Origin of the sequence: Streptomyces sp. LHD-70 (assembly GCF_031157275.1) — a bacterium.
GTDB lineage: Bacteria > Actinomycetota > Actinomycetes > Streptomycetales > Streptomycetaceae > Streptomyces.
The window spans coordinates 197849-223504 of the sequence record NZ_JAVIFW010000012.1 but is presented as its reverse complement, the minus strand read 5'-3'; the positions used below and the strand labels follow the sequence as shown (position 1 = coordinate 223504).

The following is a 25656-nucleotide window of genomic DNA, read 5'->3' as shown; positions in this document are numbered from 1 at the left end:
GTGTGCGGCATCTTCGGAAATTGGACCCTAAGGATGCGTGGGCGACGCGCCCCCCTGTGCGCCCCCTGTTGCGCGAGGCCCGCGCTCACCGGCCACGACGTGCGGTGCACCGGCCACGACGTGCGGTGCACCGGCCACGACGGGCGGCGCACGGGCGACGGCGGGTGGCGCGGGGCCGGATCGTCAGTCCTCGTGGCCGAGTTGGAGGTCCCGCTCGGTGCGCCCGCCGCCCGCGACCTGCAGCACGGTGGCGACCGGCGGGTAGCCCGCGGCGATCACGGTGTACTCGCCGGAGGACAGGTCGACGAAGCGGAACGTGCCGTCCGGCCCGGTGGTGAGGGTGTCGACCACGTTGCCCGCGGCGTCGAGCAGGGTGACGCGCGCGTCCTCGACGGCCCGTCCGCCGGTGGCCCGCACGGTGCCGCGGAGGACGGCGCCACCGGCGAGTTCGATGTCCTGCCGGGTCTCGCGCGCGGCCTGCACGCTGACCGGGACGGCGGCCGGCCGGAAGGCGGGGGCGCTGGCGGCGAGGGTGTACTCGCCGGCCACCAACTCGGTGATGACGTACCCGCCTTCGCGTCCGCTGCGCGCGCTGGCCACGACCTCGCCGCGCACGTCGGTCAGGGTCACGGCCGCGTCCCGTACGGGGCTGCCGTCGGCGGTGACGACGAGTCCGGCGAGGCGTCCGGCGCCGCCGAGCACGACGTCGAGTTCGACGGGCCGTTCGCCGACGGTGACGGAGACGGCCTGCGGCTGGTGCCCTCCCGCGGCGGCGATCAGGACGTACGAACCGGCTCCGGGTGTGGACAGCGCGTACCGCCCGTCGTCGCCGCTCGCGCCGCGGCCGATCTGCTGCCCGGTGACGTCGATCAGGGTGAGCGCGGCGCGGGGCACGCTGGTCCCGTCGGAGTGCTGGACGCTGCCGCACACGGGCACGCCCGCGGTGTGCGCGGCGCTGCGGGCGGCCGGGACGGTGGCGATGTGCTCGGTCGGGTGGGCGCTCTGGGGCGCGGCGTCGGCGGCGTTGGCGGACAACAGAGGTGTCTCCTTGAGGAACAGGGCGATGAGGAGGCCGAGTACGAGGACCGGCACGAGGTACAGGAAGATCCGCGGCATGGCGTCCGCGTACGCCTGGATGTAGCCCTCGCGCAGCTGCTCGGGGAGCCGGTGGACGAGTTGGGGCGTGATCGACTCGGGGTCGGGCAGGTCGGCGCCCGTGGGCAGCCGGTCGGTGAGCGCGTCGGCGAGCCGGTCGGCGAAGAGGGTGCCGAAGACGGCGGCGCCGACGCTGCCGCCGATCTGCCGGAAGTAGTTGTTGGCGCTGGTGGCGGTGCCGAGGTCGGCGGGCGGTACGGCGTTCTGCACGGCGAGGATGAGCACGGGCATGATCAGGCCGATGCCGATGCCGAGCACGCCCATCCAGATGCTGGAGGCGAGGCGCGAGGTGTCGGCCTCCAGGCGGGAGAGCAGCCACATGCCGACGGCGGAGGCGGCGCCGCCGATGATCGGGTAGATGCGGTAGTGGCCGGTGTGGCTGATGAGTTGGCCGGAGACGATGGAGGCGGCGACGATGCCGAACATCATCGGCAGCATGAGGAGCCCGGACTCGGTGGCGGTGGCCCCGTCGACCATCTGCAGAAACGTCGGCAGATAGCTGGCCGCGCCGAACATGCCGACGCCGACGATCGCCCCGACGAGCCCGGTGATGTTGAACGTCGGATCGCGGAAGAGGCGTAGCGGAATGATCGGTTCTGCTGCGAACCGCTCGACGACGAGGAACAGCACGGTCGAGAGCACCGAGCCGACGCCGAGCCCGATGATCACGCGGTCGCCCCACTCGTACTCCGTACCGCCCCAACTGGTCAGCAGCACGAGGCAGGTTGAGGCGGTGGCGAGGAGCAGGGCCCCGAGAACGTCGAACCGAGGCTTGGCGGTGGGCTTGGGCAGCTTCAGCACGACGGCGATCACGGCGAGGGTGAGCAGGCCGAACGGCACGTTGATGTAGAAGCACCAGCGCCAGCTCGCGTGGTCCGTGAAGAAGCCGCCGAGCAGCGGTCCGGCGACGGAGGCGAGTCCGTACGCGGCGCCGATCACGCCCATGTAGCGGCCGCGTTGGCGGGGCGGGACGATGTCGGCGATGATCGCCTGCACGCCGATCATGAGCCCGCCGGCGCCGACGCCCTGGATCGCGCGGAAGGCGATCAGCTCGTCCATGGTCCGCGACCAGCCGGCGAGTGCGGAGCCGATGATGAAGACGACGATCGCGAACTGGAAGACGCTCTTGCGGCCCAGGAGATCGCCGAGCTTGCCGTAGACCGGCAGTCCGATGGTGGCGGTCAGGAGGTACGCGGTGATCGCCCAGGACATCTTGTCGAGGCCGTGCAGCTCGCCGACGATCTTCGGCAGCGCGGTGGCGACGATCATCTGCTCGAGGGCGGCGAGCAGCAGGGCGAGCATCAGTCCCGCGAAGACCAGGCGGACGCGGCGCGGGCTCAGCTCCTGCGCGGAGTCGGGTCCGGGTCCGGCGGGCGGTGGGGGCTGCTCCGCTGCCGGTGCGGCCTCGGGGGCCTGCTCGTCCTGCACCAGAGTCGTCCCACGCACGTACCCGCTCCCCTCGTTCGCGCCCGGTCGCGCCGCCCATTTCTCGCATTACGCGACAACTGCGGGCAACCGAAAAGTTCGCCGCAAACAGGGTCTACGGCCGCTCGCCGCAAGGGTGTTGGGCGGTGCACGCACCCGGCGGACCTCGGGGTTTGACGCGCGACGCGGGTACGGGGGCGCGCGCGGGTGGTGCGCCCGGAGCGCGCCGGAAACCACCCGAACCAGCGACAGGCCGGGCGCGGCGGCCAGGGGCAGGAGGGAGGGGGAGGGAGGAAAGAAGGGACGGAAAACGGCGGTGGGCCGGCCGGAACTCTCCCGGTCGGCCCACCGCAGGGCGGGGCTCAGCAGGTGCGGCCCGGCGCCGGGCTCACTTCTCCACTTCGGTGGCGAGCTTGGTGAGCAGCTCGTCGTAGATCCGCCCGAGGCCCTTGGGCGCGAAGGTCTTCTCGAAGAAGCCGCCGATGCCGCCCGCGCCGTTCCACACGCTCGACACGACGACCTTGGCCCGGCCCTCGCCCGCGGGGGTGACGGTCCAGGTGGTCGCCATCGAGGAGTTGCGGTCCTTCTCGACGAGCTCGCCGTCGGTCGGCTCGCTGACCTCGAGGAGGCAGTCGCGTACGCGCTTGCTGGTGGCCTGGAGCTTCCAGTGGACGAGGGTGCCCTCGCCGTCACCGCCCTCGCGGACCTCGTACTCGCTGAAGTGCGCGGGCAGCACCTTCGGACGCGTGCCCTTGTAGTCGGCGAGCGCGTCGAAGACATCGTCCGGGGCGGCCGCGATGATCCTCTCGGTCACGGCTTCGACCTGTGCCATGGCACTTCCTCCACTGCGTTGCTTTCGGGGGTACGGGGTGCTGCGTACTCCATTGTGACGGGTTGCCGGGGCAGCCCTTCCCCATCCCCCTTACCTGCCGTCTGTTCGACTGCGGCGCCGTCGTGGCTTGTCACGCCCCGCGGCAGAGCCGCACATGTCACAGCCCCGCGAACGCCCCGCCCGCCCCGAAGACCCGCTCCCCGAACCGCTCGGCGATCCGCACATGCCCCTCCGGGCTCGGGTGGACCGCGTCCGGGAGGGGGAGTTCGGCGTGGTCGGCCTCGCCGTACAGCTGACGGCCGTCGAGGTACGAGAGATGCGGATCGTCAGCCTCCCGCTCCCCCACGATCCGGGCGAGCTCCTCACGTACGACGTTCAGGGTGAGGCGGCCCGCGGCGGTCTCGGCCGGGTCGCCGGTCGCCTTGAAGCGCACGGTCCCGTCGGCGAAGTCGGGGGCGAGCGGGCCCGGGGTGTCCTCCTGTACGGGACAGAGCACGGCGGAGACGACGAGCAGCGGGGTCGTGGGATGCCCCTCGCGGATCGTGTCGAGGAAGCCGTGCACGGCGGGGCCGAAGGTGCGCAGCCGCATCGCGTCGGCGTTGACGATGTTGATGCCGATCTTGACGCTGATCAGGTCGGCGGGGGTGTCGCGCAGCGCCCGCGCGGTGTACGGGTCGAGCAGCGCGGAGCCGCCGAGGCCCAGGTTGACCAGCTCGACGCCCGCGCGGGACGCGGCGAGGGCGGGCCAAGTGCCGGTCGGGTGGGTGGCGGTGGAGCCGTGGCTGATGGAGCTGCCGTGGTGCAGCCACACCTTGCGGCCGCGGTCGGGCAGCGGGACGAGCGGCGCGTCGGTGCGCAGGGCGACCAGCTCGGTCCGCTCGGTGTGGGGCAGCCAGATCGCGATGTCCTTGTCGCCCGCGGGGAGTTCGCTGAAGCGGGCGGTGCCGGGGTCGCCCTCGGTGAGCTCGGCGGACTGGGTGGCGAGGTCGACGCTCAGGACGTTGCCGCCGGTCACGGTGGTCTGTGCGGTGAGGCGGCCGTCCACGAGCAGGTCGTACACGCCGTCGGCCGGGGCCGGTCCCGGCACACCCTGGTAGGCGCGCTTGGTGGGCAGCGTGTCGAGCTCGATCGCGGTGGCCGCGGTACGGAACGCGAGGCGTACGCCGGAGGGCTGGGCCTCCGCCATGGCGGTCATGCCGTCGGAGATCTGCCGCCTGGCGCGCGCGGGCAGCCGGTGCGGCAGCAGGCCGTGTGCGGTGGGCTCCAACTCCAGCGCGCCGCGCACGAGTTCGGCGGTGATGGGGGTGGTGGTCCAGGAGTGCGTGGTGCTCATGAGGGGTCTGCCTTGGTCGGTCGGTGGGAGGTGGGGGCGTCACGCAGCAGCGCGTCGAGGGCGTCGAGGATCCACGGCCAGGTCTCTTCGGCGGGCGGCGCGCTGTGGCTGAATCCGCCCGCCGTCTCCAGGCTCACGAAGCCGTGGAAGACACTGCCGAGCAGCCGTACGGCGTGGGTCTCGGCGGGTTCCGGCAGGTCGTAGCCGCGCAGGATGGCCCGGCTCAGGCGGGCGTGCCGGGGTCCCGCGCTCGCGGCGGCGGTCTGCGGGTCGAGCGGGAAGCGGGCGGCGGTGTAGCGGCCGGGGTGCTCGACGGCGTACGCGCGGTAGGCCTCGGCGAACGCGGTCAGGGCGTCCCGGCCGGCCCGTCCCGCGACGGCGTCGGAGGCGCGGTCGGCCATTTCGTCGAGGGCGAGCAGCGCGATGCGGGTCTTGAGGTCGTGGGAGTTCCTGACGTGCGAGTAGAGGCTCGCGACCTTCACGTCGAACCGCCGGGCGAGCTCCGAGACGGTGACGTGCTCGAAGCCGACCTCGTCGGCGAGCTCGGCGCCGGCGCGGACCAGGCGCTCCGCGGTCAGACCGGGTCGTGGGGCCACGGTTCCTCCAGGTGAATCAGTCACTTCTCAGCCACTTCCAGCCACAAACTAAAGACATAGTGCATCCGCCTAAGACCTTTAGGCAAATACCTTTAGGCAAACAGGAACAACCACAAGGAGGGCCGTACGCACACGATCATGGGAACGTCTGTTCTATTCTGTGCCCAGTGCTACCGAGGAGGCGCCATGCGCTGGGACCACCTGACCGCCGACGACTCCGCGCTGTTCGGCGCGGACGCCGTGACCACCCGCACCTTCGACACCCCCGAGTTCCGCGGCGTGACCTTCCACGAGATCCGGGCGAGGTCGATCGTGAACCGGGTGCCCGGCGCCTCCCGCATGCCGTTCGAGTGGACGGTGAACCCGTATCGCGGCTGCACGCACGCGTGCGTGTACTGCTTCGCGCGCAAGACGCACAGCTATCTGGACCTCGACACCGGGCTCGGCTTCGACTCGCAGATCGTGGTGAAGATCAACGCCCCCGAGCTGCTGCGCCGCCAGCTCGCGTCCCCGCGCTGGCACGGCGAGCACATCGCGATGGGCACCAACGTGGACTGCTACCAGCGGGCCGAGGGGAAGTACCGCCTGATGCCCGGCATCATCACGGCCCTGCGCGATCGCGCGAACCCCTTCTCCATCCTCACCAAGGGCACGCTGATCCTGCGCGACCTCGACCTCCTGGTGCAGGCCGCCGAGGTCACCGAGGTCGGCATCTCGGTCTCCGTCGGCTTCACCGACCCCGAGCTGTGGCGCACCGTCGAGCCCGGCACACCGGCACCGGAGCGCCGCCTCGACGTCGTCCGCACGCTCACCGAGCACGGCATCGGCTGCGGCGTCCTGATGGCACCGGTGATCCCCTTCCTCGGCGACTCCCCCGAGCAACTCCGCGCCACCGTCCGCGCGATCGCCGCCTCCGGCGCCACGTCCGTCACCCCGCTCGTCCTGCATCTGCGCCCCGGCGCCCGCGAGTGGTTCATGTCCTGGCTCGCCGAGCACCACCCCCATCTCGTACGCCGCTACGAACGGCTGTACGCGGACGGGGCGTACGCACCGAAGTGGTACCAGCGCCGGATCACGCGATACGTCCACGAGCTGGCGCAGGAGTACGGCATCGGGCCCCGGTCCTCGGCGACGGCGCGACGGATCACGGCGACGCGGGAAACCGCCCGCGAGGAGAGCGCCCATGAGGAGAGGCCCCGGGGGGAGGCCACCCAACTCACCCTCCTCTGACGCCCGGACGCACTGACAGCCGGGCGGCGCCCCTTCGGGTCAACTTCCCGTACAAAGCGCGATTTCTGATGGTATTTCCGAGAACATGCGGCAGCGGGCTGTGGCACGCACAGTCCGAACTCCTCCGCCTCGGGAGTCCAGATGAGATCTCGTGCCGTCGCGCTGCTCGGCGCCCTCGCCACAGCCGCCGGACTGCTGTCGGCAGGGCCGTCCGCCGCGCACGCCGCAGACGCACGCGGGGCGAGCGCCCCGAAAGCCCGCCCCACCCTCCGGTGGACGGACTGCGCCACGAAGAAGTACCCGACCCTGCAGTGCGGGTCCCTGCGCGTCCCGCTCGACCACGACAGACCCGACGGCAGGAAGATCACCCTCGCCCTGTCCCGGGTCCCGCACACCGACCGCGCCCGCCACCAGGGCCCGCTCCTCGTCAACCCCGGCGGTCCCGGCGGCAGCGGCCGGGCACTCGCCGGATTCGTCGCCGGCGCCCTGCCCCGCAAGGTCGCCGCGCAGTACGACGTGATCGGCTTCGACCCGCGCGGCGTCGGCGCCAGCCGCCCCGCCGTCGACTGCCGCCCCGGCCACTTCGACCCCGTACGCCCCGACCCGGTCCCGATCGGCAGCGGCGTCGAGGCGGCCAACCTCGACCGGGTGCGCGCCTTCGCGCGAGCCTGCGACAAGAAGTACGGGCCGCTCCTGAAGCACCTCGACACGGTCAGCGCCGCCCAGGACATGGACCTGATCCGCCAGGCCCTCGGCGCGCGGCGCATCAACTACTTCGGCTACTCGTACGGCACCTACCTCGGAGCCGTCTACGCCAAGCTCCACCCGAAGCGGGTGCGCCGCGCCGTCCTGGACTCCGTCGTGGACCCGACGGGCGTCTGGTACCGCGACAACCTCGACCAGAACCTCGCCTTCGACGCCCGCCACAAGGCCTTCGCCGCCTGGATCGCCCGCCACGACAAGACGTACGGGCTCGGCACCGACCCGGCCGTCGTCGAGGGCAAGTGGTACGCGATGCGCACGGCCGTCGCCGAGCGGCCCGCCGGCGGCAAGGTCGGCGCGGGCGAACTGGAGGACACCTTCATCCCCGGCGGCTACTTCGACGGCTACTGGCCGAAACTCGCCGAGGCGTTCGCGGCGTACGTGAACGAGAACAGGACCGCCCCGCTCGTCGCCGCGTACAAGACCTTCGGCGCGGTCGACCAGGCGGGCGACAACGGATACGCGATGTACGCGGCGGTGGGCTGCCGGGACGCGCCCTGGCCGCGCAGCTGGAACACCTGGCGCGCGGACACCTGGCGCTCGTACGCCAAGGCGCCCTTCATGAGCTGGAGCAACGCCTGGTACAACGCCCCGTGCGCGTTCTGGCCGACCGCCCACCTCACCCCACCGGACGTCACCAACGCAGACCTCCCGCCGGTCCTGCTCTTCCAGGCGACGGACGACGCGGCGACCCCGTACGAAGGTGCCGTCACCCTCCGCGGCAAGCTGCGGCGTTCGAGCCTCGTCGTGGAGGTGGGCGGCGGCAACCACGGCGTCACGCTCAGCGGAAACGCCTGCCTGGACCGGCACTTGGCGGACTACCTCGCCTCCGGAAAGGTCCCGCGAGGCCGCGGCCACACCACGGCCGACGCGACCTGCGACGCCCAGCCCGAGCCCAAACCCACGACAAAGAAGCGGACTTCGGACTCCCGCAAGGGCGCCACGCTCCATGACCTGATCGGCCGCCACCGCTGACCTAGGGTGCGCCCATGGACGTATCCGTACGGCAGATGACCGCCGCCGACTGTGCCGCGGTGGCCGAAATACGTGTCCGGGGCTGGCAGTTCGCGTACGCGGGCCTGATTCCGCAGTCGTATCTGGACATGATGGACATCGCGGCGGACACCGAACGCTGCCGCGAGCGGCACGCGCGCGGCGATCCGGCCGTCGTCGGACTGGTCGCCGAACGCGCCGGCCGGCCGGTCGGCTGGGCCAGCTTCGGGCCGTACCGGGACAGCGATCTCCCGCCCACGGAAACGGAGTTGTACGCGCTGTACGTCCACCCCGAGCACATCGGCACGGGTGCGGGGCGCGCCCTGATGCAGTCGATCCTCGCCCACTGCGCGGCCGCCGGGAAGCCGCGCGTCCGCCTCTGGGTCCTGCGGGACAACGCCCGCGCCCGCCGCTTCTACGCGTGCGCGGGCTTCCACGCGGACGGGGCGGAGGAACTCTTCGAGGTGGAGGGGGTACCTGTGCCGGAGATCCGCCTGACTCTTCCCCTCCCCGCCCCTTCCCGAGCTGGGGGCCAGCCCCCAGACCCCCGCTCCTCAAACGCCGGAGGGGCTGGTTCTTAGGGGCGCGGGGAACTGCGCGACCAGCCACGACGGCGCGCAAGCCGAACGACAGCTCCGCAGCCACGCGGCGCCAGCCGCATATCGACACAGCCGGGAAGGGGCGGGTAGGGGAAAGCTACCGCTCGCCGATCCGCGCCAGCGCCGCCACCGCCGCCGCGGCAAGACGGGGATGGGTGCGCGCCGCATCCAGAACGGCCACCGCCCGCTTGTCGGCCAACGCCCCCAACCCCTCCACACACGCCAGCGCGATCCGCCAGTAAGGATCGTGAGGCGAGGAAAGCCGCCGCTTCAGGGCCGTGATCAGCGCCGGCGCCGACTCGGGCGCGCGCAGCGCCGTGAGCAGCCGGACCGGATGCAGGGCGTACGCGACGCGGAGTTCGTTCGTGGCGAGCGCCGCCGCGGCCCGGGCGGTCCGCGGGTCACCCAAGCGGGCCAACGCCTGCGCGGCGCTCGCGCACCGCTCGGGGTCGCGATGGTTGAGCAGCAGCACGAGCGACTCGAACGCCCGCCGCTCCCCCGCGCAGCCGAGCCGGAACGCGGCCAGCTCCCTGGCCCACAGCGGCTGCTGGGGCGCCGTGAGGACCTCGGCCAGCTCGTCGAGATCGTCCGTCGACCGCAGCCGCTCGAAGCGCGTGGCCCCCGACGGGCCCGACGAGCCGGGGTCCTGCGCGGCCTCTTTCCGTAAGCGTTCCGTGAGCGCTCGCAACTCGTCGTCCATGCAGCTCAGCGTAGCGATCGGCGGGCCGCGCCAGGAGGGGGCGATCCACGTCACACTGTTCCAGGACTGGCGCGCTCGTTACCCGCTGGTTAAGCTCATTAGAGCGGGTCACACCCCGCATTGCTCGGCGGCCTGGTGACGCAGCCGCCGAGGACAGTCGGTTCGGCTCGGTTTTGCACGAGTTTCACGCTGTGCAAGCTTCACGCTGTACGAGCTTCACGCCGTGCAGTTTTCACGACGTGGCCCCGGGACAGGGCCCGTCGCTTCACCTCCGCCGGTTCCGCCGCTCGCACGCGGCGGCCCGGACCACGACACCAACTCCCGCACGCCGCGCAGCAGTTCGCCCAAGGAACGCCGGATCTCTCCTCCGGCGGGGCCGCGAGCGCCCGTGCGCCCTCTCAGTCGTCACTCACACCCTCTGGAGTCCGCGATGGACCGTACCCCTCTGCACACCGTCGCCGTCGTCGGCCTCGGCACCATGGGCACCGGGATCGCCGAGGTCCTCGCCCGTGCGGGCCGCGAGGTCATCGGCATCGACATCAGCGAGGTCGCCGCGGCACAGGCCGTCGGCGCCCTCGAAGCCTCGACCGCCCGGGCCGTGCGCCGCGAGCGCCTCACCGAGCAGGAGCGGCAAGGCGCCCTCTCCCGCTTCCGTACGTTCACGGACCTGCAGGCCGCGGCCGAGGCCGACCTGGTGATCGAGGTGGTGCCGGAGTCGTACGAGATCAAGAGCCAGGTCCTGCGTGAGCTCGACACGGTCGTCCGCCCCGAGACGATCCTCGCCACCGGCACCAACGCACTCTCCGTGACCCGGCTCGCGGCCGACTCCGCCAACCCGGAGCGGGTCGTCGGGCTGCACTTCTTCAACCCGGCCCCGGCCATGAAGCTGGTCGAGGTGGTCTCCTCGGTCCTCACCGCCCCGCAGACCGTCGAGGCGGTCACCTCGCTCGCCCTGGACCTCGGCAAGGAGCCGGTCTCGGTCGGCGACCGCCCCGGCTTCGTCGCGGACGGCCTGCTCTTCGGCTACCTCAACCAGGCGGCCGCGATGTACGAGGCCAGGTACGCCTCGCGTGAGGACATCGACGCCGCGATGAAGCTGGGCTGCGGACTGCCGATGGGCCCGCTCGCGCTGCTCGACCTGATCGGCGTCGACACCGCCAGGACCGTTCTGGACGCGATGTACGCGGACTCCCGGGACCGCCTGCACGCCCCCGCGCCGATCCTGAAGCAGCTCGCCGAGGCGGGCCTGACCGGCCGCAAGGCGGGCCGCGGCTTCTATACGTACGCGGCGGCGGGCAGCGACGAGGTCGTGCCGGACGCGCTCACCCCGGCGCCCGGGTCGGAGGCGGCGCAGGGCCGTGAGGTGCGCTCGGTGGGTGTGGCGGGCTCGGGCACGATGGCGTCCGGCATCGCCGAGGTGTTCGCCAAGGCGGGGTACGAGGTGGTGCTCGCGGCGCGCAGCCAGGAGAAGGCCGACGCCGCCAAGTCCCGTATCGGCAAGTCGCTTTCGCGCTCGGTCGCCAAGGGCCGGATGCCCCAGGAGAAGGCCGACGCGACCCTCGCCCTGATCACCCCGGCGGACACCCTGGACGCGTTCGCCGAGGTCGACCTGGCCGTGGAGGCGGTCGCGGAGGACCTGGACGTCAAGCAGCAGCTGTTCCAGACCCTGGACAAGGTCTGCAAGCCGGGTGCGGTCCTCGCGACCACCACCTCCTCGCTGCCCGTCGTCGCCTGCGCCCGCGCGACCTCGCGCCCGCAGGACGTGATCGGCATGCACTTCTTCAACCCGGCCCCGGCCATGAAGCTGGTCGAGGTGGTCCGCACGGTCCTGACGGCGGACGACGTGCACGCCACGGTCCGCGAGGTGTGCACGAAGATCCGCAAGCACCCGGTGGACTGCGGGGACCGCGCGGGCTTCATCGTGAACGCGCTGCTGTTCCCGTACCTGAACAACGCGATCAAGATGGTGGAGGAGCACTACGCCTCGCTCGACGACATCGACACCGCGATGAAGCTGGGCGGCGGCTACCCGATGGGGCCGTTCGAGCTCCTGGACGTCGTCGGCCTGGACGTCTCCCTCGCCATCGAGAAGGTTCTGCACCGCGAGTTCCGCGACCCGGGCCTTGCGCCGGCACCACTCCTGGAGCACCTGGTCGCCGCGGGGTGCCTCGGCCGCAAGACGGGCCGCGGCTTCCGCGAATATGCCAGGCGCTGAGACGCGCGCCGACTGGGGAGGGCTGCTCGGTACGCCGGGCGGCCCGCTCCCTGAGGCGCGGTCAGCTGCGGACATGCAGTACGTTCGGTCCATGTCCAAGGCCGCCAAGTCCCCCCGTACGCCCGCCTCCGCCGATGCCCCGGAGGCGCCCGCGACGCCCGCGACGCCCGCGGGCTCCCGTGCTGCGGCCCAGCGGCTGAAAATGCGCCGGGAGCTGGCGGCCGCCGCGATGGAGCTCTTCGCGACGAAGGGGTACGAGGCGACCACCGTCGACGAGATCGCCGCGACGGCCGGGGTGGCCCGCCGCACCTTCTTCCGCCACTTCCGCTCCAAGGAAGAGGCGATCTTCCCGGACCACGACGACACCCTGACCCGCGCCGAGGCGGTCCTGAACGCCGCACCGGCGCACGAGCACCCGCTCGACACGGTGTGCCGGGGCATCAAGGAAGTCATGAAGATGTACGCGGCGGCGCCGACGGTCTCGGTGGAGCGGTACCGCCTGACGCGCGAGGTGCCGACGCTGCGCGAGCGCGAGATCGCCTCGGTGGCCCGGTACGAGCGGCTGTTCACCCGCTATCTGCTCGGCCACTTCGACGAGAGCGCGCACCACGACGGCAACGACGACCCGCTGCTCGCCGAGGTCGCGGCCTCGGCGGTCGTCACCGCCCACAACCATGTGCTGCGGCGCTGGCTGCGGGCCGGCGGACAGGGCGACGTGGAGACGCAGCTGGACCACGCGTTCGCGATCGTGCGCAAGACGTTCGGCTCTGGCATAGGCGCGGGCCGGGAGAGCACCTCTCTTCCGGCCCCTGCGGCGACCGCCTCCGCGCACGGCGAGGTACTGGTCACCGTGGCCCGTACGGACGCTCCTCTCGACGAGGTCATGCGCACCATCGAGACGGCACTGCGGGACCGCTGACCGCACCTCTCACGACACCGCGACGCGAAGGCGCCGGCCGAACTGATCGATCAGTTCGGCCGGCGCCTTCGTCGTACGCCCCTTCCGCACCCCATCTGACCTGCAATGATCGATCATCGCTCAAATGAAGCGGCTCGCTGACAACTGAGAGAAAGTCCTGGCACCGAGTGCCTTGTGCACTGGCACGCCGTGTCATACGTTGAAGTCAGTCCGGGCGGCCGGCGTGCAGAGATCTTCCGTACGCCGGCTGTCCCAGCAAGCCCCGCACGGGGTCTCGCTCCCGCCCGGACGCCTGCGTCACAGGCACCTTCCGCGCCCACCAGGCGCTCGCCGAGCACCACCACCTCCGCCGAACCGACGGCACCACTCTCAGCACCGCTTCACCCCGACGTCCCTCAAAAAGCGTCCCCCTCACTCGCTTTTCGCCGGAGGCACCCCAATGAAGGAAATCCTCGACGCGATCCAGTCGCAGACCGCCACGTCCGCCGACTTCGCCGCGCTGCCCCTGCCCGACTCGTACCGCGCGATCACCGTGCACAAGGACGAGACGGAGATGTTCGCCGGGCTCGAGACCCGCGACAAGGACCCGCGCAAGTCGATCCACCTGGACGACGTGCCGGTGCCCGAACTCGGCCCGGGCGAGGCCCTGGTCGCCGTGATGGCCAGCTCCGTGAACTACAACTCGGTCTGGACCTCGATCTTCGAGCCGCTGTCGACCTTCGGCTTCCTCGAGCGGTACGGCCGCCTCAGCGAGCTCACCAAGCGCCACGACCTGCCGTACCACATCATCGGCTCCGACCTCGCGGGCGTCGTCCTGCGCACCGGCCCCGGCGTGAACGCCTGGAACGCCGGTGACGAGGTCGTCGCGCACTGCCTCTCCGTCGAGCTGGAGTCCAGCGACGGCCACAACGACACGATGCTCGACCCCGAGCAGCGCATCTGGGGCTTCGAGACCAACTTCGGCGGCCTCGCCGAGATCGCGCTCGTCAAGTCCAACCAGCTGATGCCGAAGCCGGACCACCTGAGCTGGGAGGAGGCGGCGGCGCCCGGTCTGGTCAACTCCACCGCGTACCGCCAGCTGGTCTCCCGCAACGGCGCCGGCATGAAGCAGGGCGACAACGTCCTGATCTGGGGCGCCTCCGGCGGCCTCGGCTCGTACGCCACGCAGTTCGCGCTCGCGGGCGGGGCCAACCCGATCTGTGTCGTGTCCAGCGAGCAGAAGGCGGACATCTGCCGCGCGATGGGCGCCGAGGCGATCATCGACCGCAGCGCCGAGGGCTACAAGTTCTGGAAGGACGAGCGCACCCAGGACCCCAAGGAGTGGAAGCGCTTCGGCAAGCGGATCCGCGAGTTCACCGGCGGCGAGGACATCGACATCGTCTTCGAGCACCCCGGCCGCGAGACCTTCGGCGCCAGCGTCTACGTCACGCGCAAGGGCGGCACCATCACCACCTGCGCCTCCACCTCGGGCTACATGCACGAGTACGACAACCGCTACCTGTGGATGTCTCTGAAGCGGATCATCGGCTCGCACTTCGCCAACTACCGCGAGGCGTGGGAGGCCAACCGCCTGATCTCCAAGGGCAAGATCCACCCCACGCTCTCGAAGACGTACAAGCTGGAGGACACCGGCCAGGCCGCGTACGACGTGCACCGCAACCTCCACCAGGGCAAGGTCGGCGTCCTCGCGCTCGCGCCCGAGGAGGGCCTGGGTGTGCGCGACCACGAGAAGCGGGCGCAGCACATCGACGCCATCAACCGCTTCCGGAACGTCTGAACGTCCGTCTGAACTCCCTGAGGAGAAGCAGCTGATGACTGAGCGTCAGAAGGACCGGCCGTGGCTCATGCGGACCTACGCCGGTCACTCCACGGCGGAGGCGTCCAACGAGCTGTACCGGCGCAACCTCGCCAAGGGCCAGACGGGTCTGTCGGTCGCCTTCGACCTGCCGACCCAGACGGGCTACGACCCGGACCACATCCTCGCCCGCGGCGAGGTCGGCCGGGTCGGCGTCCCCGTCTCCCATCTCGGTGACATGCGACGCCTGTTCCAGGACATCCCCCTGGAGCAGATGAACACCTCGATGACCATCAACGCCACCGCCATGTGGCTTCTGGCGCTCTACCAGGTCGTCGCGGAGGAGCAGGGCGCGGACATCGCGACGCTCCAGGGCACGACGCAGAACGACATCGTCAAGGAGTACCTGTCCCGGGGCACCCATGTGTTCCCCCCGGGCCCCTCCCTCCGCCTGACGACCGACATGATCGCCTACACGGTGTCCCACATCCCCAAGTGGAACCCGATCAACATCTGCAGCTACCACCTCCAGGAGGCGGGGGCCACGCCGGTCCAGGAGATCGCGTACGCGATGTCCACCGCCATCGCGGTTCTCGATGCCGTACGCGACTCCGGGCAGGTCCCCGAGGAGAAGTTCGGGGACGTCGTGGCCCGTATCTCCTTCTTTGTGAACGCGGGTGTCCGCTTCATCGAGGAGATGTGCAAGATGCGGGCGTTCGGGCAGATCTGGGACCAGATCACGCGCGAGCGGTACGGCATCGAGAACGCGAAGCAGCGCCGCTTCCGCTACGGCGTGCAGGTCAACTCCCTCGGCCTGACCGAGGCCCAGCCGGAGAACAACGTCCAGCGCATCGTCCTGGAGATGCTGGCCGTCACCCTCTCCAAGGACTCCCGCGCCCGCGCCGTCCAACTCCCCGCCTGGAACGAGGCGTTGGGGCTGCCGCGGCCGTGGGACCAGCAGTGGTCGCTCCGTATCCAGCAGGTTCTCGCGCATGAGAGCGACCTGTTGGAGTACGAGGACATCTTCGCCGGGTCGCACGTCATCGAGAAGAAGGTCGACGCGCTGGTCGCCGAGTCCCTCGCCGAGATCGACCGGATCCAGGAGATGGGCGGCGCGATGGCGGCCGTCGAGTCCGGCTACCTCAAGTCGCAGCTGGTCTCCTCGCACGCCGAGCGCCGGGCCAAGATCGAGGCCGGCGAGGACAAGATCGTCGGCGTCAACTGCTACGAGTCGACCGAGCCCAACCCGCTCACCGCCGACCTGGACGCGGCCATCATGACCGTCGACCACGAGGTCGAGGCCAAGGTCGTCCGGGCCATCGGCGACTGGCGCACCACGCGTCAGGAGTCCAGCGACCGCCAGGGCATGGGCGACCCGTTCCACTGGCCCACCACCCAGCAGGCGTTGGACCGCCTGAAGGAGGCGGCGGCCGGTACGGAGAACCTGATGGAGGCCACCCTGGAGTGCGCCCGCGCCGGGGTCACGACCGGCGAGTGGTCGGGCGCGCTCCGGGAGGTCTTCGGCGAGTTCCGCGCGCCGACCGGAGTCTCGTCGGCGCCGGTCGCGGTGGCCGCCGAGAAGGGCTCGCAGCTCGCTCTCGTACGGGACAAGGTCCGGCGCACCGGCGACGAACTCGGCGGCAAGCTCCGCCTGCTGGTCGGCAAGCCGGGCCTGGACGGGCACTCCAACGGTGCCGAGCAGATCGCTGTGCGGGCCCGCGACGCCGGGTTCGAGGTGGTCTACCAGGGCATCCGGCTCACCCCGGAGCAGATCGTGTCCGCCGCGCTCGCCGAGGACGTGCACTGCGTCGGCCTGTCGATCCTGTCCGGGTCGCACGCCGAGCTGGTGCCGGACGTGCTCGACCGGCTGCGCGAGGCGGGCGCCACCGACATCCCCGTGATCGTCGGAGGCATCATCCCCAACGCCGACGCCGAGGACCTGAAGAGGGCGGGAGTCGCCGCCGTCTTCACCCCGAAGGACTTCGGCATCACGGAGATCATCGGCCGTATCGTCGACGAGATCCGGCTAGCGAACAAGCTCGACCCTCTGGAGGTCCCCGCATGACCGCGCCCATCAACCGCCTTCGGCCGCGCCGCTCCTGTCTCGCGGTGCCGGGGTCGAACCCCCGCTTCCTGGAGAAGGCCCAGGGCCTCCCGGCCGACCAGGTCTTCCTGGACCTGGAGGACGCCTGCGCCCCGCTGGCCAAGCCCGGGGCCCGGCACACCATCGTGAAGTTCCTCAACGAGGGCGACTGGACCGGCAAGACGCGGGTCGTGCGCGTCAACGACTGGACCACCGAGTGGACTTACCGCGACGTCGTCACGGTCGTCGAGGGCGCGGGCCAGAACCTCGACTGCATCATGCTGCCGAAGGTCCAGGACGCCCAGCAGATCGTCGCCCTCGACCTGCTGCTCACCCAGATCGAGAAGACCATGGGCTTCGAGGTCGGCAAGATCGGCATCGAGGCGCAGATCGAGAACGCCCAGGGCCTCAACAACGTCAACGAGATCGCGCAGGCCTCCGCGCGCACCGAGACGATCATCTTCGGCCCGGCCGACTTCATGGCCTCCATCAACATGAAGTCCCTGGTCGTCGGCGAGCAGCCGCCCGGCTACACCGCCGACGCCTACCACTACATCCTGATGAAGATCCTGATGGCCGCCCGCGCCAACAACCTCCAGGCGATCGACGGCCCTTACCTGCAGATCCGCAACGTCGACGGCTACCGCGAGGTCGCGGGCCGTGCCGCCGCCCTCGGCTTCGACGGCAAGTGGGTGCTGCACCCGGGCCAGGTCGAGGCGTCCAACGAGATCTTCTCGCCGTCGCAGGAGGACTACGACCACGCCGAGCTGATCCTGGACGCGTACGACTACTGCACGTCCGAGGCCGGCGGCAAGAAGGGCTCCGCGATGCTCGGCGACGAGATGATCGACGAGGCCAGCCGCAAGATGGCCCTCGTCATCTCCGGCAAGGGCCGGGCCGCCGGAATGCAGCGCACCACCAAGTTCGAGATCCCGGAGGCCTGAGCACCATGCAGTTCGGACGCACCTACGAGGAGTTCGAGGTCGGCGCGGTCTACAAGCACTGGCCCGGGAAGACGGTCACCGAGTACGACGACCACCTCTTCTGCCTCCTCACCATGAACCACCACCCGCTCCACATGGACACCAACTATGCGGAGAAGACGACGGACTTCGGCAAGAACGTCGTCGTCGGCAACTACATCTACTCGCTGCTGCTCGGCATGTCCGTCCCGGACGTCTCCGGCAAGGCCATCGCCAACCTGGAGATCGAGTCGCTGAAGCACGTGGCGCCGACCTTCCACGGCGACACCCTCTACGGCGAGACCACGGTCCTCGACAAGACGCCCTCGAAGTCGAAGAGCGACCGCGGCATCGTCTACGTCGAGACCAAGGGCTACAAGCAGGACGGCACGCTCGTCTGTGTCTTCCGCCGCAAGGTGCTGGTTCCCACCGAGACGTACATCAAGGAGCGCGGCGGCGAACAGCCCGGCCGTCCCGAACTCAAGTCGCAGGAGAAGTAAGCCATGAGCCGACTCGCACAGACCGCTGGTCTCACGGACGTCCAGCAGGAGATCCTGTCCACCGTCCGGGACTTCGTCGACAAGGAGATCATTCCGGTCGCGACGGAGCTGGAGCACCGGGACGAGTACCCGCAGCAGATCGTGGACGGCCTCAAGGAGTTGGGCCTGTTCGGCCTGATGATCCCCGAGGAGTACGGCGGTCTGGGCGAGTCGCTGCTCACGTACGCGCTGTGTGTGGAGGAGATCGCGCGCGGCTGGATGTCCGTGTCCGGGATCATCAACACCCACTTCATCGTGGCGTACATGCTCAAGCAGCACGGCACGCAGGAGCAGAAGGACCACTTCCTGCCGCGGATGGCGCTCGGCGAGGTGCGCGGCGCGTTCTCGATGTCCGAGCCGGCGCTCGGCTCCGACGTGTCGGCGATCACGTCCAAGGGTGTTCAGGACGGCGACGAGTACGTCCTGAACGGCCAGAAGATGTGGTTGACGAACGGCGGTTCGTCGACGCTCGTGGCCGTTCTCTGCCGAAGTGACGAAGGCCACCCGGAGGGCACGGCCCCGCACAAGTCGATGACGACCTTCCTCGTGGAGAAGGAACCCGGCTTCGGCGAGGTGCGCCCCGGACTCACCATTCCCGGCAAGATCGACAAAATGGGATACAAGGGGGTGGACACCACCGAACTGGTCATGCAGGACCTGCGTATTCCGGCCAATCGCGTACTCGGTGGGACCACCGGCCGAGGGTTTTACCAAATGATGGACGGCGTCGAAGTCGGCCGTGTGAATGTCGCCGCCCGTGGTTGTGGAGTCGCGCAGCGTGCATTTGAGTTGGGTGTCTCATACGCCCAACAACGCCACACTTTCGGAAAGCCGATCGCTCAGCACCAGGCGATTCAGTTCAAGCTGGCCGAGATGGCCACCAAGGTCGAGGCCGCGCATGCGATGATGGTGAACGCAGCACGCAAAAAGGACTCCGGGGAGCGAAACGACCTCGAGGCAGGGATGGCGAAGTACCTCGCCTCCGAATACTGCAAAGAAGTCGTGGAGGACGCGTTCCGTATCCATGGCGGATACGGGTTCTCGAAGGAGTACGAGATCGAGCGTCTCTACCGGGAGGCCCCGATGCTGCTGATCGGCGAAGGTACCGCCGAGATCCAGAAAATGATCATTGGTCGTCGACTGCTCGAAGAGTATCGATTCCAGGGCTGAAAGTCCCTTTTGGGGTGCTTCCTTCAGGAGGAAGATCACACCCCGTCAACACTCTTCGGCGGCCGACTCGGCTTCCTGGCTTGCCCAGTTGCGGCTCGCAACCGATAGCATCCCCGGAAAAGCCGCCGTCCCCCCGTCACTTGCGCGGCATCATCCGCTACGAAGGTCATCCATGCCCCACAGCCAAACCTCTGCACCACGCGACAGCCTCCTGGGCGGCCGCATTGCTCGCGGAGCATCGCCGTGGCTCCTGCCGACCGTCGCCACCGCGGCACTCAGCCTGGCCCGTGCGCGACGCTCCGGCGCCGCCAAGGCCGTCGCCGTACCCGCCACCGCGCTCGCGGCGGGCATGCTGTGGTTCTTCCGCGACCCGGAGCGCGAGATCGCCCAGGGCCGGGTCATCTCCCCGGCCGACGGCGTCGTGCAGAGCATCATGCCGTGGAAGGACGGGCGCACCCGCGTCGCGATCTTCATGAGCCCGCTGAACGTCCACGTCAACCGCGCGCCCCTCGCGGGCACGGTGACGTCCGTGGAGCACATCCCCGGCGGGTTCGTCCCGGCGTTCAACAAGGAGAGCGAGAACAACGAGCGCGTTGTCTGGCACTTCGACACCGAGCTCGGCGACATCGAGATGGTGCAGATCGCGGGCGCCGTGGCCCGGCGCATCGTGCCCTACATCCCGCAGGGCACGAAGGTGGAGCAGGGCGAGCGGATCGGCCTGATCCGCTTCGGCTCGCGCGTCGACATCTACCTCCCTGAGGGCGTCGACGTGGATGTCGAGGTCGGTCAGAAGACCGTGGCTGGGGTGACTCGCATTGACCGTGATTGATCCAGAGACACAGGCCGGGTGGGTGCCCGAGGCCGACGAGGAGGACTCCGAGGAAGAGATGCCGCTCTCACTGCGGCTCTCGATAGCGGACACCCTCACCCTCGGGAACGCCACCTGCGGCTTCATGGCGGTGTACTTCACCACCACCGGCATCCTGATTCCGCACCTCACCGGCAGTGACGAGACGGGCATGGCCCGTAACAGCGCTGCCACCGCGGTGATCCTCATGCTGTGCGCGGCGGTCTTCGACCTCTTCGACGGTCTCGTGGCCCGCAAGCTGCGCTCGTCGCCGATGGGCGCGGAGCTGGACAACCTCTCGGACCTGATCAGCTTCGGCCTCGCGCCGGCGTACTTCGTGCTCGTGTACGGCATGGTCTCCGACAACGGCGTGTATCAGCGGGTCGCGGCGGTGGGCGCGATCGTGGTGCTGTTGGCGGTGGTGCTCAGGCTTGCGAGATTCTCCTGCGTGACGGTGAAGGACGGCACCTTCCAGGGCATGCCCTCGCCGTTCGGTGCGCTGACGGTCGTGTCGATCGTGCTCCTGGAGCTGCCCTTCGTGGCGACGCTCCTGGCGATCATCGGCACCGCCTGGCTGATGGTGAGCCGGGTCGAGTACCCGAAGCCGCGGGGGCGCCTCGCCATCGCGATGCTGGCGTGGATCGTCGCGAGCATGGGCCTGCTCGCGGCCTGGGCGTTCGACGCTCCCGGTGGTCAGCTGCTGCTGCAGACGGGCTGTGCGCTGCAGCTGGTGCTCGGAGCGGTGATCCCGTTGTTCGCGACGGCTCGCCGCGTGAACAACTTCCGCGACAACCGCCGCGAGGCTCGGGCGGCGTCGCAGCTGCCGTAACTTCTCGCCTTCGCGGCGCGCGAAGGGGCCGGAACCTCTGTGGTTCCGGCCCCTTTTGCTTTCCTGCGCCTCAAGCGGCGGGACTGGGGAAAAGCCCTCAGCCCGCTGCCAGCTGCTCCCGGCCGATCAGCTCACCGACCTGCTCCAGGATCGGCCCCGCCTCGGCCATGCACCGGGCGACGTCCGACTCCACCAGGCTCAGCGGGTACGCCTTGGAGATCCCGGCGTTCACCAGAGCCTCCTCGGACAGCTGGAGGCGGCCGCAGACCGCCAAGACCTCCACACCCGCCGCCCGCGCCGCCGCAGCAACCCCCGCCGGAGCCTTCCCGTGCAGGGTCTGCTCGTCGAGTGAGCCCTCGCCGGTGATCACCAGGTCGGCGCGGTCGAGCGCCGGGCCGAAGCCCAGGACGTCCAGCATCACGTCGATGCCCGCCCGGAACCGCGCGCCGAGCCCGACCAGGGCCCCGTACCCGATGCCGCCCGCAGCGCCCGCACCCGGCGCCTTCGCGTGCTCGGCGGCGCGCGGACCGACGGACTTCTCCAGGACGACGGCGAAGTGCGCGAGGGCGGCGTCCAGGGTCTCCACGTCCTCGGGGGACGCGCCCTTCTGCGGCCCGTACACCGCCGGGGCGCCCTTCGGGCCCGTCAGCGGGTTGTCGACGTCGCTGGCGAGGATCAGGTCGACCTCGGCGAAGCGCGGGTCGAGGCCGGAGAGGTCGGCCGAGGCGAGGTCGCGCAGCGGGCCGCCGCCGGGGGCGACGGGCTCGCCGTCCTCGTCGAGGAACCTGGCGCCGAGCGCGGCCAGCATCCCGGCCCCGCCGTCCGTGGTCGCGCTGCCGCCGACGCCGAAGACGATCGTGCGGGCCCCGGCGTCGAGCGCGGCGCGCAGCAGCTCGCCGGAGCCGTACGTGGTGGCCGTGAGCGGGGCGAAGACGCCCTCGGGGAGCAGCTGGAGGCCGGACGCCTCGGCCATCTCCACGACGGCGGTGTCGCCGCGCAGCGCGTACGCCGCGGTGACCTCGGTGCCGAGCGGTCCGGTCACCGTCACCTCGCGGCGCTCGAAGCCGCCCGCGACGGCCGCCGCGACCGTGCCGTCGCCCCCGTCGGCGACGGGCAGGGCCTCGACCCGCACCTCGGGGTCGACCCGGCGCAGGCCCGCCGTCACCCGCTGCGCGACCTGCACGGCCGTCAGCGAGCCCTTGAACTTGTCCGCGGCAATCAGCACGCGTCGCGCCTGCGCGCGTTCCGACTCCGCCGTCACTGTAGCGTCCGCCACCTTGGATCCCCTTGCTTTCCGGGCCTTGCTCGCGTCAAGGCAGTCGCGCCGCTGAGACCCTATCTCCAGGTGGGGCTCGCTGCCCATGGCCGCTCGTACGACGAGACGGCACGGCGGGCCGAAATAGGGTGCTATTTCTGGCCATGTCGGGGTGGTAGTGCATCGAAGTGATCGATCAGCCGCCCCGCCGAGCCCTCGGAGGACCGGTCCCGCGACGGCTCAGGAACGCTCCGGCGCAGACGCGGACGGGCTCGGTTCGAGGCGGACACAGCAGTGGCCGGGGCTCAGCTCGAGGCACGCCTGGACGCCGCTGTCGTCGAGCCCGTCGAGGACGCCGCGCGGCAGGTGGAGGCGCATCTCGCAGACGGTACGGGGGTGTTCGCGGGCGAGCGCGTGGAAGGGGCAGTTGTCCAGCACGATCGCGTCGCCCTCGGAGCGGGGCTCGAACCCGTACCTCTCCAGCAGCTCGAGGGCGCTCGCGCCGGGCCGGTCGGGGAGCTGGGCGCCCAGGGTAGTGCTGCTCGGGGATGCTGACGGCGAACCTTCCGGCGGAGCGCTTGCAGAGCTTCGCGGGACGGCTCGCTCCCGGGCTGGTGCGGCCGCTGCGCCGCTCGTGGGCGACGTCGAGGAGGGGCTCGGCCGCCAGCCGGTCCAGGTGGAAGGACGCGGTCTGCCGGGCGAGCCCGAGGGCGGCCGCGGCTTCGTCACGGCTGACCGGCAGCGGGCGGCGCACGACGTGCTCGTACAGCTTCCTGCGGGTCGGCTCGTCCAGGGCGGCCACGGCGGGGCACGGCGGAGACGTCGGGGCGGGCTCTCCCTTCGGTGCGTCCACAGCCCGCACATCCGCGCCCCGCGAGAGGCTCTCCGCACCGACCCCGGCTACCAGGGACAGTCGCCAACCTGCTCGTGGACCGGCCCACCTACCTCGCGCCGTGGATCAACGACCTGGTGCCCGGCAGCGCCCAGGCGGCCAGGTACGCCGTCGGCGTCATCGAGATCATCGGCGCAGTCGCCCCGGCCCGGCTCGCCCAGCGCTGCCACCGCGAGCCGATCTCCCGCTGAGAGAAGCACCGTCAGGCTTCGATCAGGCCGACGCGGATGGCGTACCGCGTGAGTTCCAGGCGGTCGCGCAGGCCCAGCTTCTGCAGCAGGTTGGCGCGGTGTCGCTGGACGGTCTTGATGCTGATGAACAGCAGGTCCGCGATCTCCTGCGAGGAGTGGCCCTCCGCCACCAGCTTGAGGACCTCCTCCTCACGCGGGGTGAGGATCTGGTCGGAGGTCTCCTCGCCGTGGCGGGCCCGGTCCAGATAGTTCCGGATCAGCGCGGTGACCGCCCCCGGGTAGAGGAACGGCTCGTCCCGCATCGCCGCCCGGCAGGCCGCGACCAGGTCCCGGTCGGCGACGGACTTGAGCACATACCCGCTGGCCCCGGCCTTGAGGGCCTGGAAGAAGTACTGCTCGTTGTCGTGCATGGTGAGGATCAGGATGCGCAGGCCCGGCTTCAGGACGGCCAGTTCGCGGGCGGCCTGCAGGCCGGTCATGCGGGGCATGGCGATGTCAAGGACGGCCAGGTCGACGTCGTGGCTGCGGGCCTGCTCGACGGCCTCCGCCCCGTCGCCGGCCTCGGCGACCACATCGAGGTCGGGCTCCTGGTCGAGGATGAGCCGCACGCCACGGCGTACCAGGGCGTGGTCGTCGGCCAGCAGGATGCGGACCTTCTCGGTCATGCCGTCGGCTGCTTCCCGGGGACGGGGGCACTGAGCCGGACCTGGGTGCCGGCCCGGGGTGCCGAAGTGATGTCCAGGTCGGCCCCGATGAGCAGGGCGCGCTCGCGCATGCCGAGGATGCCGGCGCCCTCGCGCGGCGCCTTGATGCCGCAGCCGTCGTCCGTGACGCCCAGGCCCACTCCGGCGTCGGTGCGGAACAGGGCGACGGTGACGCGGCGGGCGTCGGCGTGCCGGGCCGCGTTGGTCAGCGACTCCTGGGCGACGCGGTAGAGGACGAGTTCCGTCTCCGGCTCCAGGGCGGGCAGATCGGCGTCGAAGCGGCGAGTGACCTGCAGCCCGGTGTGGGTCGCGAAGTCCTCGGTGAGCGAGGTCAGCGCGCTGATCAGCCCCAGGTCGTCCAGTACGCCGGGCCGCAGGCGGCGCACCAGGCGGCGCACCTCGTCCAGGCTCGCCCGGGTGATCTCCTGCACCTCCTGCAGATCCTCGCGGAGCGGCGCCGGTGCGTCGTCCGCGGCGCGTTTGAGGCCCAGCAGGATCGCCGTCATGGTCTGCCCGACCTCGTCGTGCAACTCCTGGGCGATGCGACGGCGTTCGGCCTCCTGCGCCAGCAGGACCCGGCCGCTGCTGGCAGCCCGTTCCTGCTCCAGCCGCTGCAGCATGGCGTTGAAGGTACGGATCACCTCCGCGACCTCGCCACGGCCGTCCACGGGCAGCCGCTGCCCGGGCCGCAGCAGGTCCACCTTGGTCATCAGCCTGGTCAGCTGGTCCAGCGGGGTCAGCCCCCAGCGCAGCAGCGCGGCGTTGGCGACCAGCATCACCACCAGGCCGCCCACCAGAATCACCGCTTCGGTCAGCAGCACCGGCACCGAGACGGTCACGGGCGCCCACAGCAGCAGTGCCGTCGCCGCGCCGAGCACGACGGCGTTGAGGGCGAAGATCCGCCAGAACAGGGACACCGGGAGTCACGCCTCTCTCTGAGACACGGCTGCCTCCAGTGTCGGGCCTCACGTGTCCCGGGCGAACCGCCGTGCTTGGTCTCCGGCCAGAGTGCCCCCGCTCCATGAGTGTGTCGATGGGTGCCAGCCCCCATTTCCGCCACCGTGGGATGTCCAGGCCCTGGGGGTGTGCACCCTGCGACCCGCCATAAATGGGGCCCGCGACCGATGGGGTTCCGCGCGGAAGTTGACCATGGTTGAGGCATGACCGAACGGAGGGCGCGGCAGCCGACCGGCACCCGTCCGGCGTGAGCCGCGCCCCCGCCCCGTACCTCATGCAGAGAGAGCGATGTGCCGTGTCTGTCGATGCTTCCCTCACCGGCCCCCGTCCCGAGCGCTCGACCGCGCACGACGTCCGGCAGCGCCTGGAGCACGCCCGCAGCAGCCGGCTGACGCAGCTGCAGGCCCTCCAGGAGACCGGGCAGAGCGCCGACGATCACCTGGCGGCCACGCAGAAGAGCGCCATCGAGGGCGTTCTGAAAGAGATCGAAAGCGCCTTTACGCGCGTCGACAACGGCACCTACGGCATCTGTCTGGGCTGCCGCAAGCCCGTGCCCGCAGAGCGCCTGGAAATCCTCCCCTACACGCCGCACTGCGTTGGCTGCCAGGGCCGCTCCGCCGTCCTCTGACCGGCGCCCCGGCCCCTGGCCGTACCCGTCCATCGCTCGGCCCGA

22 protein-coding genes and 1 pseudogene are annotated in these 25656 nt (G+C 70.6%); 14 read left to right on the top strand and 9 right to left on the bottom strand.

What is annotated here, in order from left to right; translation table 11 throughout:
* Nucleotides 1–183 precede the first annotated feature (183 nt).
* From RCO28_RS24520 to RCO28_RS24505, 4 genes are all read right to left on the bottom strand, one after another.
* Nucleotides 184–2601, bottom strand: coding sequence for an MFS transporter (locus RCO28_RS24520; RefSeq protein WP_308943408.1), 2418 nt, complete (start codon nucleotides 2599–2601; stop codon nucleotides 184–186).
* A 367-nt stretch (nucleotides 2602–2968) separates the two neighbouring features.
* The gene (locus RCO28_RS24515) at nucleotides 2969–3412 is read right to left on the bottom strand and encodes an SRPBCC family protein (protein WP_308943407.1); all 444 of its coding nucleotides are present in this window, start codon (nucleotides 3410–3412) and stop codon (nucleotides 2969–2971) included.
* A 157-nt stretch (nucleotides 3413–3569) separates the two neighbouring features.
* Nucleotides 3570–4745 carry a GDSL-type esterase/lipase family protein gene (locus tag RCO28_RS24510; RefSeq protein ID WP_308943406.1) on the bottom strand — a complete coding sequence of 392 codons (1176 nt, stop codon included), beginning with the start codon at nucleotides 4743–4745 and terminating at the stop codon, nucleotides 3570–3572.
* Complete coding sequence (locus RCO28_RS24505) at nucleotides 4742–5341, bottom strand: TetR/AcrR family transcriptional regulator (RefSeq protein WP_308943405.1); 600 nt, start codon at nucleotides 5339–5341, stop codon at nucleotides 4742–4744. The genes RCO28_RS24510 and RCO28_RS24505 overlap by 4 nt, the downstream gene beginning before the upstream one ends.
* Before the next feature lie 186 nt (nucleotides 5342–5527).
* On the opposite strand from RCO28_RS24505, the gene RCO28_RS24500 reads away from it, so the two are divergent.
* The 3 genes from RCO28_RS24500 to RCO28_RS24490 all read left to right on the top strand — a co-directional run bounded on the left by RCO28_RS24500 (nucleotide 5528) and on the right by RCO28_RS24490 (nucleotide 8907).
* On the top strand, nucleotides 5528–6571 hold the full coding sequence (locus tag RCO28_RS24500) for an Rv2578c family radical SAM protein (RefSeq protein ID WP_308943404.1): 1044 nt from the start codon (nucleotides 5528–5530) through the stop codon (nucleotides 6569–6571).
* A gap of 141 nt (nucleotides 6572–6712) precedes the next feature.
* Nucleotides 6713–8308 (top strand): alpha/beta hydrolase, encoded by a 1596-nt coding sequence (locus RCO28_RS24495; RefSeq protein WP_308943403.1) that lies wholly within the window; start codon nucleotides 6713–6715, stop codon nucleotides 8306–8308.
* Nucleotides 8309–8322: 14 nt separating this feature from the next.
* Entirely contained in the window at nucleotides 8323–8907 is a 585-nt protein-coding gene (locus RCO28_RS24490) for a GNAT family N-acetyltransferase (RefSeq protein WP_308943402.1), read from the top strand.
* Between the two features lie 115 nt (nucleotides 8908–9022).
* Here the strand turns inward: RCO28_RS24490 and RCO28_RS24485 are convergent, their stop codons facing one another.
* The gene (locus RCO28_RS24485) at nucleotides 9023–9625 is read right to left on the bottom strand and encodes an adenylosuccinate lyase (RefSeq protein ID WP_308943401.1); all 603 of its coding nucleotides are present in this window, start codon (nucleotides 9623–9625) and stop codon (nucleotides 9023–9025) included.
* A gap of 430 nt (nucleotides 9626–10055) precedes the next feature.
* Here RCO28_RS24485 and RCO28_RS24480 point away from each other — a divergent pair, with 430 nt between their 5' ends.
* The 9 genes from RCO28_RS24480 to pssA all read left to right on the top strand — a co-directional run bounded on the left by RCO28_RS24480 (nucleotide 10056) and on the right by pssA (nucleotide 20984).
* On the top strand, nucleotides 10056–11840 hold the full coding sequence (locus RCO28_RS24480) for a 3-hydroxyacyl-CoA dehydrogenase family protein (protein ID WP_308943400.1): 1785 nt from the start codon (nucleotides 10056–10058) through the stop codon (nucleotides 11838–11840).
* Nucleotides 11841–11913: 73 nt separating this feature from the next.
* Nucleotides 11914–12759 (top strand): TetR family transcriptional regulator, encoded by an 846-nt coding sequence (locus tag RCO28_RS24475; RefSeq protein ID WP_308943399.1) that lies wholly within the window; start codon nucleotides 11914–11916, stop codon nucleotides 12757–12759.
* Nucleotides 12760–13198: 439 nt separating this feature from the next.
* Entirely contained in the window at nucleotides 13199–14536 is a 1338-nt protein-coding gene (gene ccrA / locus RCO28_RS24470) for a crotonyl-CoA carboxylase/reductase (RefSeq protein WP_308943398.1), read from the top strand.
* 34 nt (nucleotides 14537–14570) lie between these two features.
* Nucleotides 14571–16619, top strand: coding sequence for a methylmalonyl-CoA mutase family protein (locus RCO28_RS24465; protein WP_308943397.1), 2049 nt, complete (start codon nucleotides 14571–14573; stop codon nucleotides 16617–16619).
* On the top strand, nucleotides 16616–17581 hold the full coding sequence (locus tag RCO28_RS24460) for a CoA ester lyase (RefSeq protein ID WP_308943396.1): 966 nt from the start codon (nucleotides 16616–16618) through the stop codon (nucleotides 17579–17581). The genes RCO28_RS24465 and RCO28_RS24460 overlap by 4 nt, the downstream gene beginning before the upstream one ends.
* Nucleotides 17582–17586: 5 nt before the next feature.
* Nucleotides 17587–18099, top strand: a complete 513-nt coding sequence (locus RCO28_RS24455) for a MaoC family dehydratase (protein WP_308943395.1) — start codon at nucleotides 17587–17589, stop codon at nucleotides 18097–18099.
* A 3-nt stretch (nucleotides 18100–18102) separates the two neighbouring features.
* Nucleotides 18103–19308, top strand: coding sequence for an acyl-CoA dehydrogenase family protein (locus RCO28_RS24450; protein WP_308943394.1), 1206 nt, complete (start codon nucleotides 18103–18105; stop codon nucleotides 19306–19308).
* A gap of 172 nt (nucleotides 19309–19480) precedes the next feature.
* Nucleotides 19481–20137 (top strand): phosphatidylserine decarboxylase, encoded by a 657-nt coding sequence (locus RCO28_RS24445; RefSeq protein WP_282544925.1) that lies wholly within the window; start codon nucleotides 19481–19483, stop codon nucleotides 20135–20137.
* Nucleotides 20138–20159: 22 nt separating this feature from the next.
* Nucleotides 20160–20984 (top strand): CDP-diacylglycerol--serine O-phosphatidyltransferase, encoded by an 825-nt coding sequence (gene pssA / locus RCO28_RS24440; RefSeq protein WP_308943456.1) that lies wholly within the window; start codon nucleotides 20160–20162, stop codon nucleotides 20982–20984.
* Between the two features lie 97 nt (nucleotides 20985–21081).
* Here pssA and RCO28_RS24435 read toward each other — a convergent pair whose 3' ends face one another.
* Both RCO28_RS24435 and RCO28_RS39405 read right to left on the bottom strand, forming a co-directional pair.
* The gene (locus RCO28_RS24435; RefSeq protein WP_308943393.1) at nucleotides 21082–22347 is read right to left on the bottom strand and encodes a glycerate kinase; all 1266 of its coding nucleotides are present in this window, start codon (nucleotides 22345–22347) and stop codon (nucleotides 21082–21084) included.
* A gap of 132 nt (nucleotides 22348–22479) precedes the next feature.
* Nucleotides 22480–23092 (bottom strand): annotated as a pseudogene (locus RCO28_RS39405) (helix-turn-helix transcriptional regulator).
* A gap of 74 nt (nucleotides 23093–23166) precedes the next feature.
* Between RCO28_RS39405 and RCO28_RS24420 the strand changes: the two are divergent.
* Nucleotides 23167–23322, top strand: coding sequence for a hypothetical protein (locus RCO28_RS24420; protein ID WP_308943459.1), 156 nt, complete (start codon nucleotides 23167–23169; stop codon nucleotides 23320–23322).
* An 11-nt stretch (nucleotides 23323–23333) separates the two neighbouring features.
* Here the strand turns inward: RCO28_RS24420 and RCO28_RS24415 are convergent, their stop codons facing one another.
* Entirely contained in the window at nucleotides 23334–23987 is a 654-nt protein-coding gene (locus RCO28_RS24415; protein ID WP_308943392.1) for a response regulator transcription factor, read from the bottom strand.
* Nucleotides 23984–24943, bottom strand: coding sequence for a HAMP domain-containing sensor histidine kinase (locus tag RCO28_RS24410; protein ID WP_308943391.1), 960 nt, complete (start codon nucleotides 24941–24943; stop codon nucleotides 23984–23986). The genes RCO28_RS24415 and RCO28_RS24410 overlap by 4 nt, the downstream gene beginning before the upstream one ends.
* Before the next feature lie 335 nt (nucleotides 24944–25278).
* Here RCO28_RS24410 and RCO28_RS24405 point away from each other — a divergent pair, with 335 nt between their 5' ends.
* A complete protein-coding gene (locus RCO28_RS24405) occupies nucleotides 25279–25611 on the top strand; it encodes a TraR/DksA C4-type zinc finger protein (protein ID WP_308943390.1) in 333 nt (110 codons plus the stop codon).
* The last annotated feature ends 45 nt before the right edge of the window (nucleotides 25612–25656 follow it).